11 protein-coding genes are annotated in these 15,187 nt (G+C 65.9%); 6 read left to right on the top strand and 5 right to left on the bottom strand.

The genetic code is table 11. The annotated features are described in order from the left end of the window. The first annotated feature begins 130 nt into the window (after window positions 1-130). From FRC98_RS20240 to rsmG, 3 genes are all read left to right on the top strand, one after another. Window positions 131-1,747, top strand: coding sequence for an aldehyde dehydrogenase family protein (locus FRC98_RS20240; protein ID WP_146983396.1), 1,617 nt, complete (start codon window positions 131-133; stop codon window positions 1,745-1,747). A 129-nt stretch (window positions 1,748-1,876) separates the two neighbouring features. Then, entirely contained in the window at window positions 1,877-4,438 is a 2,562-nt protein-coding gene (locus tag FRC98_RS20235; RefSeq protein ID WP_146983394.1) for an AAA family ATPase, read from the top strand. 21 nt (window positions 4,439-4,459) lie between these two features. After that, the gene (rsmG, locus tag FRC98_RS20230) at window positions 4,460-5,086 is read left to right on the top strand and encodes a 16S rRNA (guanine(527)-N(7))-methyltransferase RsmG (RefSeq protein ID WP_146983392.1); all 627 of its coding nucleotides are present in this window, start codon (window positions 4,460-4,462) and stop codon (window positions 5,084-5,086) included. Window positions 5,087-5,137: 51 nt separating this feature from the next. Here the strand turns inward: rsmG and FRC98_RS20225 are convergent, their stop codons facing one another. The 5 genes from FRC98_RS20225 to FRC98_RS20205 form a co-directional block, all read right to left on the bottom strand. Next, window positions 5,138-6,457, bottom strand: coding sequence for a hypothetical protein (locus FRC98_RS20225; protein ID WP_146983390.1), 1,320 nt, complete (start codon window positions 6,455-6,457; stop codon window positions 5,138-5,140). Further along, window positions 6,454-8,424, bottom strand: a complete 1,971-nt coding sequence (locus tag FRC98_RS20220) for a choice-of-anchor D domain-containing protein (protein WP_146983389.1) — start codon at window positions 8,422-8,424, stop codon at window positions 6,454-6,456. The genes FRC98_RS20225 and FRC98_RS20220 overlap by 4 nt, the downstream gene beginning before the upstream one ends. 229 nt (window positions 8,425-8,653) lie before the next feature. Further along, on the bottom strand, window positions 8,654-9,064 hold the full coding sequence (locus tag FRC98_RS20215) for a DUF2752 domain-containing protein (RefSeq protein ID WP_146983387.1): 411 nt from the start codon (window positions 9,062-9,064) through the stop codon (window positions 8,654-8,656). Window positions 9,065-9,085: 21 nt separating this feature from the next. Beyond that, complete coding sequence (locus FRC98_RS20210; protein WP_146983385.1) at window positions 9,086-10,117, bottom strand: hypothetical protein; 1,032 nt, start codon at window positions 10,115-10,117, stop codon at window positions 9,086-9,088. A 42-nt stretch (window positions 10,118-10,159) separates the two neighbouring features. Further along, entirely contained in the window at window positions 10,160-12,100 is a 1,941-nt protein-coding gene (locus FRC98_RS20205; RefSeq protein ID WP_146983384.1) for a DNA gyrase/topoisomerase IV subunit B, read from the bottom strand. Window positions 12,101-12,284: 184 nt separating this feature from the next. Between FRC98_RS20205 and FRC98_RS20200 the strand changes: the two genes are divergently transcribed. From FRC98_RS20200 to FRC98_RS20190, 3 genes are all read left to right on the top strand, one after another. Further along, the gene (locus tag FRC98_RS20200) at window positions 12,285-13,292 is read left to right on the top strand and encodes a hypothetical protein (protein WP_146983382.1); all 1,008 of its coding nucleotides are present in this window, start codon (window positions 12,285-12,287) and stop codon (window positions 13,290-13,292) included. A gap of 674 nt (window positions 13,293-13,966) precedes the next feature. Beyond that, window positions 13,967-14,488 carry a hypothetical protein gene (locus tag FRC98_RS20195; protein WP_146983381.1) on the top strand — a complete coding sequence of 174 codons (522 nt, stop codon included), beginning with the start codon at window positions 13,967-13,969 and terminating at the stop codon, window positions 14,486-14,488. A 415-nt stretch (window positions 14,489-14,903) separates the two neighbouring features. Next, on the top strand, window positions 14,904-15,187 hold a 284-nt coding region (locus tag FRC98_RS20190; protein ID WP_146983379.1), incomplete at its 3' end, for a hypothetical protein.

Below are 15,187 nucleotides of genomic sequence, written 5' to 3'. Positions count from 1 at the left end.
ACATCTGGCCATTGTGTATTCACTGTGCTGGCGAGTGACCTGGGAGTCTCGCGGTCGGGTCAACTCTGCTCTTCGAGGGTTCGAAGAGGGGAGTCGTATGCGCCGCGTCTTGCTCTGAGGAGACTCCTGTATGGAAACACCCGCACGCCACAGCCCTTCGATTGATGCGACCGACCAGCTGCCCGAGGCCTCGCTGAAGCGCCCGGGGGCCGAGACGATCGTCAGCTACAATCCGGCCAACCAGCATGCCATCGGGGAGGTCGCGCGTACGCTGGCGTCGCAGGCCGCCGAGGTGGTGGAGCGTGGTGGGGAGGCCCAGCGAGCCTGGCGGCGGCGTCCGCTGGTGCAGCGAGTGCAGGCGGTTAAGGAGGTGCTGGGAGCGCTGATGGTCTGGCGCGAGGATCTTCTGGAGCTGGGGATCGAGGAGCTGGGGATGACACCGCTGGAGATGCGGCGCTCCTGGTGGCGGTTGATGGCGGTGGCCCGCGAGGTGCTTGAGCGTGCGCCGGAGCGTTTGTCTCAGGAGGAGTTGGAGGTGGGGCGGGGGCTCTTCTCAAAGCGGCGCGAGCGCGCGGTGGCGCACTGGCGGCCGCGCGGGGTGGTGGCGTGTGTGGCGGGGGCCTACGGCATGCTGGAGAGCACGGTGGCGCAGGGGTTGGCCGCGCTGGTGGCGGGCAACACGGTGGTGGTGGTCAGCGATGAGCGCGCGCCGCTTCTGCTCAGTTCGGTGGGCAATGTGATCGCGCAGACGCTCGCCACGCCCGGCGCGTGGACGACGATCTGCGGAGGCGATGATCTGGCCGAAGAGGTCGCGCGCCGCGCCGATGTGGTGGTGGTGCATGGCTCGGCGAGCCGCAGCCGGCGTGTGCGCGCGGCGGCCGCAGAGCGGCTCGTGCCGGTGTGGGGGCGCTCACCGGGGGCGGATGTGGCGGTGGTGCTCAACGATGCCGATCTGGTCGCGGCGGCGCGGGCGGTGGTCTGGGGAGCGATGTGCGGGGCGGGCCGTCGGGAGGCGGCAATCCGCCGGGTGTGGGTGCAGCAGTCGATCGCGGCGGTGTTTACCGACCAGGTCGTCGCCGAGGTGCTGCGCCTGCGACAGGGCATGCCCGGGGTCGAGGAGGTGGAAGTGGGGCCCCAGGCCGACTTCGGGGAGGTGGAGCTGCTCGAAGAGTTGATCGACGACGCGGTGGAGAAGGGCGCGAAGTTGCTTGTGGGCGGGTCGCGGCGTCGGCGGTGTGAGGGGGCGTTCTTTGAGCCGACGGTGATCAGCGGGGTCGATGAGACGATGGAGTTATGGCGAGCGCCAGTGCCGGGGCCGATTGTGGCGCTGACGGTGATGCGGTCGCCGGCCGAGGCGTCGATGCGTTGCCGCGATCGGGGAGGGCCTGTGCGGGCGTCGATCTTTAGTAAAAGCGTGAGCGTCGCCCGGGAGGTGGGGCTGCAGTTTGAGGCGTCGGTGGTGGGCATCAATGAGCCGGTGAGCGATCTTCCGCCGGGCTATGGGTCGCGCGAGGCGGCCTGCGGGGGGCTGCGCGATCGGGACGCGGTTGAGGCGCTGCGGGCGTGTTCGCGGCGCGCGGTGATGGTGGAGTCGGTGCCCGGGTTCGGGCGCGGATTGAGCCTGCGCGGCTTTGCGGACGCCGAGCGTCAGCAGCGCCTGCTGGATGCCTGGACGGCGCTGCGATTTGAGCGCGGCGTCACGCGTCGTGTCACCCAGATCTGGAACCACCTGAGGCCGGGATCATAATCTGGCCGGAAGTGCCCGCGCGCCCGGTCTGTACAGCCCTCCGGGGCACCGATAGAGTGGAAGATCGGACCGGCCTGCGACCTTTATAAGAGGGGCGTCGGCGACGGGCCGATCTTTTGGAGGCGAGTTATGACGGATGCATCAGTGGAGCTGGCCGGGCGGCTTCTGGATAAGATTGAGGCGTGTGAGGACGAGGAGCGCTACCGCGACTATCGCGATCAGCTCTACGCGCTGGGCACTCCGATTCTGGGGATCTTGCGGGAGAACCTGGGGCACCGTCATCACCTGCGTCGCATGGCCGCGGCGACCAACCTGGGGAGGCTGGGCGATCGGGAGTCGATCCCGAAGCTCATCGGGTTGATTCACGATCCGCACGCCGGCGTGCGGGAGATGGCCCTCTTTTCGCTGGGCATTCTGGGGGACTCATCCAGCACCGAGGCGGTGCTGGGCGCGATGCACGACTACGACGCCGATGTGCGCTACCGGGCGCTGGTGGCGCTGGGGGACCTGAACTACGCGCACCTCGAAGAGGTGTTGATTCGGGCGATGGAGGATGAGTCGTACGGGGTGCGCGAGCAGGCGCTCACGCAACTTCGCACGGTGGGCACGCCGCGTTGTCTGCCGGTGGTGCTCAAGGCGCTCCTGGAGCGCGAGCTGGAGATGCAGCAGAGCGCCGAGGAGATCCTCGATCGCCTGGTGCCGCGGCTGACGCGGGAGCAGTACAAGAAACTTCCCGACCAGCTCACACCGCGTGAGCGCCGTCTGGTGCTCAACTACCTGGAGGCGCGCAACCTTCAGGAGGTCTACGGCACTCTGTGGCAGCGCCTGCAGCTGGTCTCCAAGGCGTCGACGCCCTCGCGCGGGCTCGATAAGTACGGGCGACTGCTGCACTCCGAGGATGAGCGCTCTTATTTGATGCGGGCCTTTGAGCGCGAAGACGTCGTCAGCACGCTCGTGGAGCATTTCACCGACGATCGCAGCCAGCGCAGCATGCTGCTCGTGGGGGAAGCCGGGGTGGGCAAGACGGCGATCATTCACGAGGTGGCGCTGCGGCTGAGCACCGATGAGGAGGGCTGGCAGATCCTGGAGACGAACACCAGCGAGCTCATCAGCGGGACGCGTTATCTGGGCGACTGGGAGACCAAACTTAAGGAGATGGCCGAGGCGATCCTCAAGCACGATAAGGTGTTGATGTACATCACCAACCCCAACGATCTGCTGGGGGCCGGGGCGCACTCCAAGAGTGATGAGAACTTTGCGGACTTCTTCAAACCCTACCTGCAGCGCGGTCAGCTGCGCATCATCGCCGAGTGCACCGAAGATGATCTGAAGAATGGATTGAGCCGCGACCCGGGCTTCTTGCGACTTTTCCGTCAGGTCAAAGTGCAGCCGATGGATGAGGCCGAGACGCTCGCGGTGCTCAAGCGGCGGCTGAGCGCGCTGAACCTCGACGAAGATCGTCTGCTGCACGCCGAGCCGGGGTGTCTGGAGCAGGTTCGCGACTTCGCTGAGAGCTTTTATACGCGCAGCTTTGCGCCGGGGCGGGCCTGCGATCTGATGGATGCGTTGATCGATTATACTCTGCGTCAGGAGGAGCCGAGCACAGGTGAGTTTGTGCTGCGCAGCCACAACATTCCGCCCTGTCTGGCGGAGGTCACGGGCATGAGCCTGGATCTTCTCGATGATACGCTGCCGATGGACCTGGAGGAGACGCGGGCGTGGTTCAAGCGTCGGCTCATCGACCAGGAGCGGGCGGTCGATGCGATTGTGGACCGGCTGGCGATGGTCAAGACGGGCATGCACGATCCGGCCCGCCCGCTGGGGGTGTTTTTCCTGGTGGGGCCGACCGGGGTGGGCAAGACCTACTTTACGGGGCTTGTGGCCGAGCGTCTCTTTGGCTCGAAGTCGCGCATGGTGCGTTTCGACCTGAGCGAGTACCAGGGGCGCTTTGCGCTGGAGAAGTTGATCGGTTCGCCGCACGACAAAGATCGCGAGGGTTTGCTCACCGAGGCGATCCGCAACCAGCCCTTCTCGGTGCTGCTCTTTGATGAGTTTGAGAAGGCCGACGCCGAGATATTCAACCTCTTTTTGCAGATCCTCGATGAGGGGCGGCTCACCGACGCGCGCGGGCGCACGACGGATTTTCGCCAGACGCTGATCTTTTTGACGAGCAACCTCGGGGCCTCGCGCACCAGCGTGCAGGCCATGGGCTTTGGGACTGAGGACCGTCGTCAGGAGCAGGGCGCGCATATTCGCAACAAGCTCGATGAGTTCTTTGCGCCGGAGTTTCTCAACCGCCTCGACGAGGTGTTGGTCTTCAATCCGCTGAGCCCCGACGCGATGGAGCGGCTGGTGGAGCTGGAGCTGAACAAGGCGCTGGAGCGGCGCGGCTTTAAGCGTCGGCGCCTGCAGGTGGAGGTTGACCCGGCGGCTCGCCAGTGGCTAGAAGCGCGAGGGTTCAGCGAGCGCTTTGGCGCGCGCGAGCTCAAACGCACGCTGGAGAAACACGTGCTCACCGCGATCAGTCGCGCGCTGCTGGAGAATCCGGGGCCGCACGCCGGCAAGAGCGCGCGGGTGGGCGTGGTGGACGACCAGATCCGCGTGACCCTGCATAAGGCCACCACCCCGCCGGCGAAGTCGCCGGGGCTGCCGCGCGAGCCGCGCGCACCGAGTCGGGTGGAGACCCCCTGAAGACATGAAGTGAGAGTCACCATGAACGATGTCGAGCGATTCTGCGCGGCGCGCGGGCTGCCCGTAGACGCCCGCAGCCTGGAGCGTCTGGAGCAGTACGTGGGGCTCTTGCTGCAGTTCAATGAGGCGATGAACCTCATCGGCCCGATGGACAGGCAGGAGGTGATCGACGAGCTGATCATCGACAGCCTGGTGGCCGCCGAGGCTCGCCAGCCGGCCGGCCCGATACTTGATGTGGGCACCGGCGCGGGGCTGCCGGGGATGGTGCTCAAGATCGTGTACAGCGATCTTCCGATCATGCTTGTGGAGCCGCGGCGCAAGCGCGCGACCTTCCTCAAAATTGTGACGCACCGCCTGGGGTTGAGCGATGTTTCGATTCGCAATGAGCGTATCGAAGAGGTCGAGGGCGCGGGGTTTGATTACGTGATCTCCAAGGCCTTTCAGGCGCCGGTGCAGTGGCTGGAGACGGCGCGCCCCTTTGTGGCTCCGGGCGGGGCGGTGGTGTGTATGGCGCGTGAGCGCGACCGCCCAGAACTCTCCGAGCGCGCAGCTCAGCTCGACCTCACCCTGGCCGGCACCGCCGCCGGCGCCGGAGAGGGCGATGAGTTGCGCGTGAGCTTTGCGTTTGAGGCCCCTCGCCAGGGTTGAGCGCAGCTTTCGTCTGTAAACGGGTCTTCGTACCCTGGGGGGACGTTCGCCTCAGCGCCGGCGTCGGCGCGCGCTTAAGAGCGCGATGGCGATCACCCACCACCACCGAGCTCCGACAGACCCACCCGACTGCGCGCAGCCCGGCTCGCCAGCCTGACCCGGGGCGTCGCCGGCGTCAGGGGCAGCGCCGGCGTCGGGGATGTCGCCGGCGTCGGCGCCTTCGTCCACACTGCCCGGGTCGATGCCCAGGGTGCGGGCCAGCTCCGGCCAGACCGCCTGGCAGGGGTTGAGCGTGCCCTCGGCGCTGAGGCATTCGCTGCGCGGACCTTGAAGCTCGCGGAAGTCCACCAGGGGCTCCACCTCGCCAGCGGCGTCGAGCAGCGCCAGGTCGAAGCCGTCGGTGGCGCGGTGGCCGCAGATCAACAGGCCATCCGCAGTGGGGGTGAGGCAGCGGGCGTGGTGCTCGGAGGGGAGTGGTTGCCAGAGGTCTGGAGTCTGGCGCTCGGCGGTGAAGATGCCGGGGTTTTCATCGGAGCCACTGAGCCAGGCGCGCTCGCCAGCGGTCGAGAGGGCGCCGGCGGCAGGCCAGGCGTCGAGCTCAAAGACCGGGGCGCCCGGCGCGGGAAAGGCCTCAAGCTCGCTCCAGTAGACCTCCTGAGACTCGGGGCCCTGGGCGTGCCAGAGGAGCTGGCCGCTGGCGGCGGCCAAAAGGTAAGGGTAGCGGCGCTCGGCGGGGAGCTCGAAGAGGTTGAGCGCTGGTGCGGCTGAGCGTACATTGAGGTGGGCGACCACAGCCTCACCGCGGCGCTCATCCGGGGTGCGGAACGCGCTCAACGCCACCTGGCCTTCGCCCACAAATCGCACGCCGGTGGGGCGAAGATCGCTCAGGTCGATCGCGAGCTGCGACCAGGTGCGGCCGCCGTCCTGGCTGTAGTGCAGCTGCGCCTCGTTGGCGTCGGCCAGCGCCACGATGACCTCGCCAGTGGTCGGGCGGTGGGCGGCGTCGACCGGGGGAAGCGCGTAGGTGTGCACCACCTCGATCTGACAGCCGGCTTCGCTCAGCGCGACGCGATCTTCGCCCAGGCTCACCCAGCGATCGGCGGCGAAGGGCAGCATGATGTAGGTCTCACCCGCCTCAAAGGCCTCTTCGCAGATGTAGCGCGAGGGCGCGCTCTGCGACATCACCCCAAAATTGGTCGAGAGCGCCCAGAGCGCGTCGCCCCCACCGGGGTCGGTGAGGGCGAAGGCCTGGCGCGCCCGGGGGGGCGCGCCGTGGGCATAAAGCGCCGGAGAGGCGCCGAGCAGGGTGGCCGCCGCCAGCGCGGCAAGCGATGCCGGGCGGCGGCCGATGCTGGTGGCGAGGTCGATCATTGGACCGGGAAGCCGAAGTCGATCACATCGCGGCGGTACACGTCGGTGCTCGGCCAACGGATGTTGGCCACGTGCCAGAAATGACCCTCCGAGGGCATGTAGGTGTTGCGCAGCTGGAAGCGAAGCTCCCCGCGGATGTAGATGCGCACCGTGGCGTAGGCTGCGCCCAGGCCGCGGTCGGTGAAGTAGTAGACGCCCACGCCGTACTCCAGGCCCGACTCCGGGTTGGAGTGGTTGATGTTCTCCGGGCCGCCGCAGCAGGTGTCGTCGATGTCGAGGCGAGGATCGTCGCGCTCGTCTTCGGGGTTGCCCCAGTTGGGGAAGCGGTTGTTCCAGTAGACGCTGCCCTCGCCATTCCAGCGGCCCGAGGGGTGGAGGTAGTGCAGGTCGAGGTCCACGCCGGCGTCCGGGGTGGGGTTGGCGACGCCGGGGGCGTCCCAGACCAGCTGGATGTGCACATCATCTTCCGGAATCGCCTGAATCGTGACCGTGGCCGGCTCGCCGCAGCTGGCGACGCCCTGGTTGTCGTAGACCATCAGCTCGACGACGTAGGTGCCGGCGAGATCGAGGTAGAGGGTCGGGTCAACCTGGTTGGGGCTGGGGCTTAAGCGGGCCTGGGAGTTTTCGGGAGACTCCAGGATGCTCCACTCGTAGAAGTCGATCTGACCGTCGGGATCGAAGCTCGAGCCGCCCAGAAGTTCAATGGTGTTGAGGGGAAGGGCGGTGCCTTCGGTGAAGGTGCGGGTGGTGTTGAGGATGCGGCCTTCGGCCACGGCCACCGGGCATTCGTTGTCGGTGCCCTCACCGAGGAGCGCGATCTCATAGGGGGAGGCGACGGTGTCGTTGCTCTCGATGGTCAGTTTGGCCTCGTACGAAGCCGTCTCGGAGACCGGCGCGAAAAGCACCTGGAAGGTCGCCGAGCGCGAGGGATCGATGATGACCGGGGCGTCGTCGGGGTCGCCGCCGAGCGGGTCGAGGTTGAGGTCGAAGATGCTGTCGGGGTTCTCGCTCAAGAAGACGTTGGTGAGCTCCAGCGGGGTCTCGGCGCTGCAGTTGGTGATGACGACCGAGCGGCGGCCGACCTGACCGGCGGAGCTTGCGCCGAAGTCGAGGACTTCGCCCTGGTTGACCTCCATGCACGGCGCGCCGCTGTTGCCGAGCAGGTCGAGCGAGAAGGTGGAGCGGTTGGGATCGTTGGAGAGGATCGTGATCTCGCCAGACGAGGGGTTGTTGTTGATCGGTCGGAACCACACGCGAATGTCGAAGGCTTCGCCGGGCTCAAGCACCTCGGGCCACTGCTCGGTGTCGCTCTCCAGGTCGGAGGGGTCGGCGCCGGGGGCGGGGAAGGACATGTCAAAGTCGGTGTTCTGACTGATCAGGATCTGGCTGATGTTCAGCGGGGTGGTGCCGATGTTCTGGACGGTGTTCAGCGTCCAGGCTTCTTCGCCGGCGGGCACGCGGTTAAAGCGCACAATCTGGTTGGCGAAGATCTGCGGGCCGAGCTGCGGGGTGTTGAGCTCGACGATGACCTCGGCGTTGTTCGGATCGTTGGTGCGCATGCGAACTTCGGCGCGGGCCGGGTCGGGGGTGAGCGGGATGTAGCTCACGCTGAACTCGTGCGACTCGCCCTCGGGGATCTGCAGGGTGCTCAAGAAGCCCTGACCGCGGCGAAACTGTGGGGTGGGGCTCTCGTCGATGAGCTCCATCTCGGTGATGTTGAGCACCGAGCCGCCGGTGTTGCTGATGATCAGCGTGGTGGTCTCGCGCTCCCCGATGGGGGTGTCGGGGAAGTTGAAGCTCGACGGAGAGACGAGGATCGAAGGCGCATCGAGCCCGGAGAGGTTGCCGTCGTCGCCATCATCGTCGCCGCAGCCAACCGCGCCGACGAGCAGCATCATGGCGAGGGGCAGCAAGAGCGAGGAGAGCCGACCGGCGCTCGGGGTGGAGGGCAGAAGCGGGTTGAACATAGGTTCCTCTCAGACTTCGGAGACCGAATCGCGGTGCAGGCCGGGGTTGGCCTTAAAGGAGGGGGAGGGGTCGCGGAGTTGCGATGAGCGCGTCAGGGAGACGCCGCCGCGTGGGGAATGTCGCCGACAAAGGAAGGTCCGGCGACAGGACCATTCGCGGCGAATAGTAGCTATCTTCTCAAACACATACAAGGATCGAGCTGAGCCGAGGCCGGGGGGCGTGGCGAGCTCAGATGCCGGCTTTGTAGAGGTAGAACCAGTTGGCCGCCGGCAGCAGCACGAGCAGGGCTTTGAAGGCCAGGTCTTCGCGGTGGCTTAAGCTCAAGACGAGGCGGCGCTGGCGCAGGTAGGTAAAGAGGCTGAGCACGCCCCAGATGGCGATCAGCGCGTAGAGGGCGATGATCAGGGGCTGAAAGGCGATGGCCGCGAAGATGTCGCCGCGGGTCAGCGCCAGCGTGGCGCGGGTGGCGCCGCAGGTGAGGCAGGGCATCTCGAAGAGGCGTTTCATGCCGCAGGTGGAGAACTCCCACACGCCGGTGCGCACCGCCCAGGCACCCAGCGGCATCGCAAAGAGGGGCAGCATCACCAGGGCCCCGACCGGGACCTCGCCCAGGGGGCGCTGTGTGGTGTAAATGCGCATAAACGTTGGGAGATTGGAGTGTTACCAGAGCTGCAGGAGGATGCCCACGATCTCTTCGGCGGTCAGGCGCGCGGCCTCACCGGGGGTCAGGCCGGTGTGCACCGCGCGGCGAAGCACCGCCGAGATGGCCACCCCGCGGCCGTAGACCGCGCCGGTGGGCGTGGTGATCTCGGAGAAGAAGACGTCGGCCTCGGTCTGGTGCAGGGTGTAGGTCAGGCGCGCCGTTGTGAGGGTGCGCTCCATCGTCTCGATGGCCGCCTGGCGCGAGACGTAGGCGTCGGCCCAGACCTCTTCTTTTTTGAAGGCGGTGCTCAGCGAGGAGGGCAGCCAGGTGTGCAGGCGCCCGAAGATGCGCTCGGGATGATCGTGGGTGGCCAGCGCCACCGGCAGGCTGTCGTGCAGGGGGATCACGGCCAGATCGCCGGAGTCGAGCGCGTCGAAGAACTCGTCTTCGTCGACCTCGTCGGCGAGTTGGTCGGCGCTCTCTTCGTCGCGCTCCACCACGGCCCAGAGCCCGGGGGCAAGGCGAGAGTAGGCGCCGCCTTCGGGGTCTTCGACCCAGTCTTCGAGAAGGTCGATCCAGGCCCATTTGATGTTGAAGGGGCGGCCGAAGACCTCTTCGAGCTCGTCTTCGTCGAGCTCGTCGTAGACCAGCGCGCTCTCGGCGTCGGGGTGCCAGGTGGGCATGGCCTGGGGGTCGAGGCGGCGGCGGGGCTGCAGGTCGTAGCGCAGCGTCTCTTCGAGGCGGTCGACAAAGACGCGGATCACGCCGGCGTCGTCGGCAAAACCGTAGGTCAGCGCGGCGCGGCGTGTGGCGTCGGGGCCGACCTCGGTGCCGCAGTTCTCACACTCGTAGCCGGCCTTGAGGTAGGCGCGCTCCGCGAGCTCGTCGAGAAGGTCGAGGCTCAGCGTGTGGAAGGCGGTGCTGTGGTAGAAGCGCTGGTACTGCACATGCCCGCAGAGCTGGCAGGCGCAGTCCAGGTCGACCATGTACATGACCTCGGGCTCGCCAGCCGGGCCGCGCTGAAAATGAAAGACAAAGGGTTCGGCCATGGAGCGCTCCGGGGCGGCGGATCCGAGAAAAGGGTGGGGCGATCAGACGTCGAGCTCATCGACGTAGCGGGCGTTCTCCATAATGAAATCAAAACGCAACGACGCATCCTTCCCCATCAACTCGCCGATGACCTGATTGGTGTCTTCGCGGTGCTCGTCGCGCACCACGACTTTGAGCAGGCGGCGTTGTTCCGGATCGAGGGTGGTGGATTTGAGGGTGTCGGCCATCATCTCGCCAAGACCCTTAAAGCGCTGCAGGTTGATCTTCTTGGTCTTCTTGCGGCGCTCGAGCTTTTTGAGGGTGCGCTCGCGCTCGGCCTCATCGAGGACCCAGAAGGTCTCGTTGCCCCAGTCAATGCGGTAGAGGGGGGGCTGGGCGATGTAGAGGTAACCCTCGTCGATGAGCCGCGGCATGTAGCGGTAGAAGAAGGTCAGGAGCAGGGTGGAGATGTGCAGGCCGTCGCTGTCGGCGTCCATAAGCAGGATGATCTTATGGTAGCGCAGCTTGGAGGCGTCGAAGGTGTCGCCCAGGCCGCAGCCTAAAGCGTCGGCCACGTCGCGCAGCTCCTTGTTGCTGGAGACTTTGGAGAGGGTGGCCTGCTCGGCGTTGAGGACTTTTCCGCGCAGCGGGAGGATGGCCTGGGTGCGGCGATCGCGGCCCTGTTTGGCGTTACCACCGGCGGAGTTCCCCTCGACGATGAAGAGTTCGCACTCCTCGGGGTCGGTCGAGGAGCAGTCGGCCAGCTTGCCGGGGAGGTTGAGGCGGTGGCTCACGGCGCGCTTGCGCTTGACCTGCTTGGCGGCCGAGCGGCTGGCCTGGCGGGCGCGGGCGGCCTGGATGATGCGCTGGGCGATGGCGTTGCCGGTGTTGGAGTTGGCGTTGAGGAAACGCTCCAGCTCCACGCGCACAATCCCTGAGACGATGCTGCGGATGTCCGGGTTGTTGAGCTTGCTCTTGGTCTGGCCCTGGAACTGCGGGTCCATCATAAAGACGCTGATGATGGCTTTGAGCCCCTCGCGGATGTCTTCGGAGGCGATGTTGAGGCTTTTGGGCGCCAGATCGTGGGTGTCGAAGTAGGTGCGCATGGCCTTGACGACGCCGTCTTTAAAGCCCTGCTCGTGGGTGCCGCCGTCGGCGGTGGGGATGCCGTTGACAAAGGCGCGCAGGTCTTCGGAGGTGTCTTCGGTCCACTGCAGCGCGATCTCCACGCGGGCGACGTTGGGAGCCGGATCGGCCTCGCGCACCACCACGACGTCGGTATGGATGGGGGGCTGGTTGCTGGATTTCTGGATATGCGCCAGAAAATCTTTGATGCCGCCTTCGTGCTTGAACTCGTGGAATTTGCCGTGGAGCTCGTCGCGAAAGAGGATGCGCAGGCCCTGGTTGAGATAACTTTTGATCTCGAGCCATTCGGCGATCAGCGTGGCGTCGAAGCTGGTGTCTTCAAAAATCTCGGCGTCGGGCCGAAAGAAGATCTCGGTGCCGGAGCCGCGCGCGTCGCCCATCTCGGCGATGGGGCCAAGCGGGATGCCGCGGGCAAAGGACTGCTCGTGCAGGATGCCGTCGCGCTTGATGCGGGCGACCAGACTCGTGCTCAGCGCGTTGACCACCGAGGAGCCCACGCCGTGCAGGCCGCCGGAGGTGAAGTAGTTGTCGTTGTCGAATTTACCCCCGGCGTGCAGGGTCGTGAGAATGATCTCCAGCGCGCTGCGGCCGTTTTTGGGGTGAATGTCGACGGGAATGCCCCGGCCGTTATCGCTGACCGTCATCGACTCGCCATCGGCGTGCAGGGTCACCTCGATAAAGGAGGCGTAGCCGTTGATGGCTTCGTCCACCGAGTTGTCGACGATCTCCCAGAGCAGGTGATGGAGCCCGGCCTTGCCGGTGCCGCCGATGTACATGCCGGGGCGCTTGCGCACCGGCTCTAAGCCTTCGAGGATCGTGATGTCTTTGGCGGTGTATTGACCAGCGGTGGCGCTCATAACTCAGCCGTGATGCGAGTGGGTTGAGATGGTTTCGGGCAGGCGTCGGGGCGACGCCGCCGACAAGATTCATTACAACGGCGCTTTTATCAAGCGGCCCAACGAAAACACCTGTTAAAATGTTCCGTAATCGTTACATCCCGGCCGCGAAACGCCCGGGCCGATACACCTCAAAAGGAAGACGATGAGCTATGTGCTGACCAATCTGGAGTTTGAGCTCGCGCTCAGTGGCGCGCCGATCCCGAAAGCGGTGCGGGCGATGTCAGCGAGGTGGTCGCATATTTTGAGGTTGCTTGAGCCGGAGGCCGAGGTGGTGGTCTGGCCGCCTGCCGAGGGGGCGGTTGCCCGGCTTGAGGCGGGGAGGCGGCTTGTGCCGTGGGGGTGGACCGGCGAGGTGGTGGCGTTTGCCGAAAGGGCCGGGCTGGAGGTGGGCCTGGTGGACATCGGGGTGGTTCGGGAGGTCAACGATAAGCGCTTCGGGCTGGGGATTGAGGCGCTGGCGGGCTCGGCGGTGTGTGGGAGTGAGGCGGAGTTGGCGGAGGCGGTCCGAGGGTTGGAGGCGGGCTGGGTGCTCAAACATCCCTTCGGGGTGAGCGGTCGGGGGCAGCTTCGGGGGCGCGGCGCGGAGCTTCCGGACGACGCGCGGCGGTGGGCGCAGCGGGTGTTTGGCGCGGGGTTGGGGGTGGTGGTGGAGCCGAGAGTGGAGATTGAGGCGGAGCGCTCGTTGCATTTCGAGATCGAGGCCGGGGGGGCGGTGCGGGAGGTGGGGATGTGCGCTCTGGAGGCGGATGCGACGGGGACGTTTCGGGGGCTTGGGCTTGGGAGTGCGGTGGATGTTTTGGAGGAGGACGCGTTGCTCTGGGAGGGGGCCAGGAAGGCCGCGCGGGCGGTAGCCGAGCGGGGGTACGTGGGGCCGGTGGGGGTGGACGCGTATGTGGGGTGGTACGTGGGGGAGCGGGTGGTGCGGGCGGTCAGCGAGATCAACGCGCGGGTGAGTTTTGGGAGGTTGGGGTTGGCGTTGTTGGGGCGTTTGGAGCGGTCGGGTTGGGAGGGGGCGCGGTGGGTGCATCCGGTGCGGTCGGAGCGCGGGGTGGGGGCTGGCGGAGAAGGTGGAGCGGGGGAGGGCGGTGTCTGCCTGCCGCAGGGTGTGGATCCGGCGGGGAGGTCGGGGACTTACGTGCTTCGAGGGTAACTCGGGCTGGTGCTGGTAGCTGGTGCTCGTACTCGTACTCGTGCTGGTAGCTGGTGCTGGTGCTGGTAGCTGGTGCTCGTACTCGTACTCGTACTCGTACTCGTGCTGGTAGCTGGTGCTGGTGCTGGTAGCTGGTACTCGTACTCGTGCTGGTAGCTGGTGCTGGTGCTGGTAGCTGGTGCTCGTACTCGTACTCGTGCTGGTAGCTGGTGCTGGTGCTGGTAGCTGGTGCTCGTACTCGTACTCGTACTCGTACTCGTGCTGGTAGCTGGTGCTGGTGCTGGTAGCTGGTACTCGTACTCGTGCTGGTAGCTGGTGCTGGTGCTGGTAGCTGGTGCTCGTACTCGTACTCGTGCTGGTAGCTGGTGCTGGTGCTGGTAGCTGGTGCTCGTACTCGTACTCGTACTCGTGCTGGTAGCTGGTGCTCGTACTCGATCTCGTACTCGATCTCGGGCTTGATCTTGATCTCGATCTCGGGCTCGTATCCAACCCAGGGACAGACATCAGGCGCATAAAACAAGGGGCATGTCCGTCCCTGGGTCGGACACCGGCGCCAGGGTTCGACCCGGTTTCAGACCCCGTTGCACCCACCCCCCTCCCCGGCCTACCTTCGTGCCTCCACATCCCAACCACTCGCCGCTCCCGGGAGGAGCGCGCCACCGCCGAGGTCGCTGATGGCAGGTTATCTTAATGAGATGGAAAACGAGGGTCTGATCGTCATCGGTCGGCCGGTGCGCAGTGAATTTGAGAGCGCTGACGCCATCAAAAAGGCCGCGGCTTTTGTAGCGGAGCTGGGCGCGAAACATGGCGTGCCGCTGAGTTTTGTGTACGCCGGCACCACCATCAACTGGCCCGATGATTTTGACTTCACACCCTCGCTTATCGGCATTGTGACGCATGTGGACTACGGCTCCGACGAGATGGACGGCAACGAGCCGCTGCCCCGCCAGGCGCTTGAGCCGCGCGAGATCCCCGACGCGATCTGGGAGGCGCTTGGCGAGTACGGGCTGGAGGTCGAGGACGAGACCTCCACGTATCTGGCGGTGGCCGGCTGGACCTGGACCGAGATCAAGGGCGCCGATGGCGAGCGCATCAAGGGGGTCTCGGCGGAGGATTACGGCTATACGCGCATCGATGGGATCGCGCGGATCATGAAGGGGGATGAGGCGCTGACGATGCGGACGTCGTACTGTTGAGGTTTTGGAGCATTCGTTCAGCGTCTCCTCCCAGCCCTGGGAGTAAGGGGGAGGCACAAGACCTCCCCCTACGGCTCTGACGAGGGAGTAAGGGGGAGGCACAAGACCTCCCCCTACGGCTGTGGCGCGGACTCCAAAAAAGGCACAAAATCTCCCCCTACGGCTCTGGCGAGGGAGTAAGGGGGGAGGCACAAGACCTCCCCCTACGGCTGTGGCGCGGACTCCAAAAAAGGCACAAGACCTCCCCCTACGGCTCTGGCGCGAGCCGGTTACGAGCCCCGAACACGTCACCCTCTTCTCCACCTCTCCCCTCTCTGCTAACCTCCCCCACTTCACACCCAACCTGCAGTCAGCGGCGAACATGGTCGTCATGTCGGCCGCTGAGGTTGCGCTACCCTGAAGGGGAGGTATCGCAATGCGCATTGTATCTCAGAATGAATTCTTCCAGTCCTACGCTCTTCCGCCCTCGCGCCTCGGCTGGGCCGCTCGCCGCGCCCGGGAGGGGATTGAGAAGGTGCAGCCCGCGCCGCCAGCTCCGATCGTCGACTGCAACGGGGAGTTGATCGAGCTGACGGAGCGCTACGCCGAGCGCCACCGCGCCTGGCAGGCCGCCCGCAGCTCCAAGGCCGACCCCGAGCTCGCGTTGAGCGACAACAAGCTCGACACGAGTTTTTCCAATTTTGTGAGCCGCGCACGCAT

The sequence above is a fragment of the Lujinxingia vulgaris genome, from assembly GCF_007997015.1.
Classification (GTDB): domain Bacteria; phylum Myxococcota_A; class Bradymonadia; order Bradymonadales; family Bradymonadaceae; genus Lujinxingia; species Lujinxingia vulgaris.
Note: the sequence above shows the minus strand (reverse complement) of the source record. Positions and strands in the feature narration are given on the sequence as shown.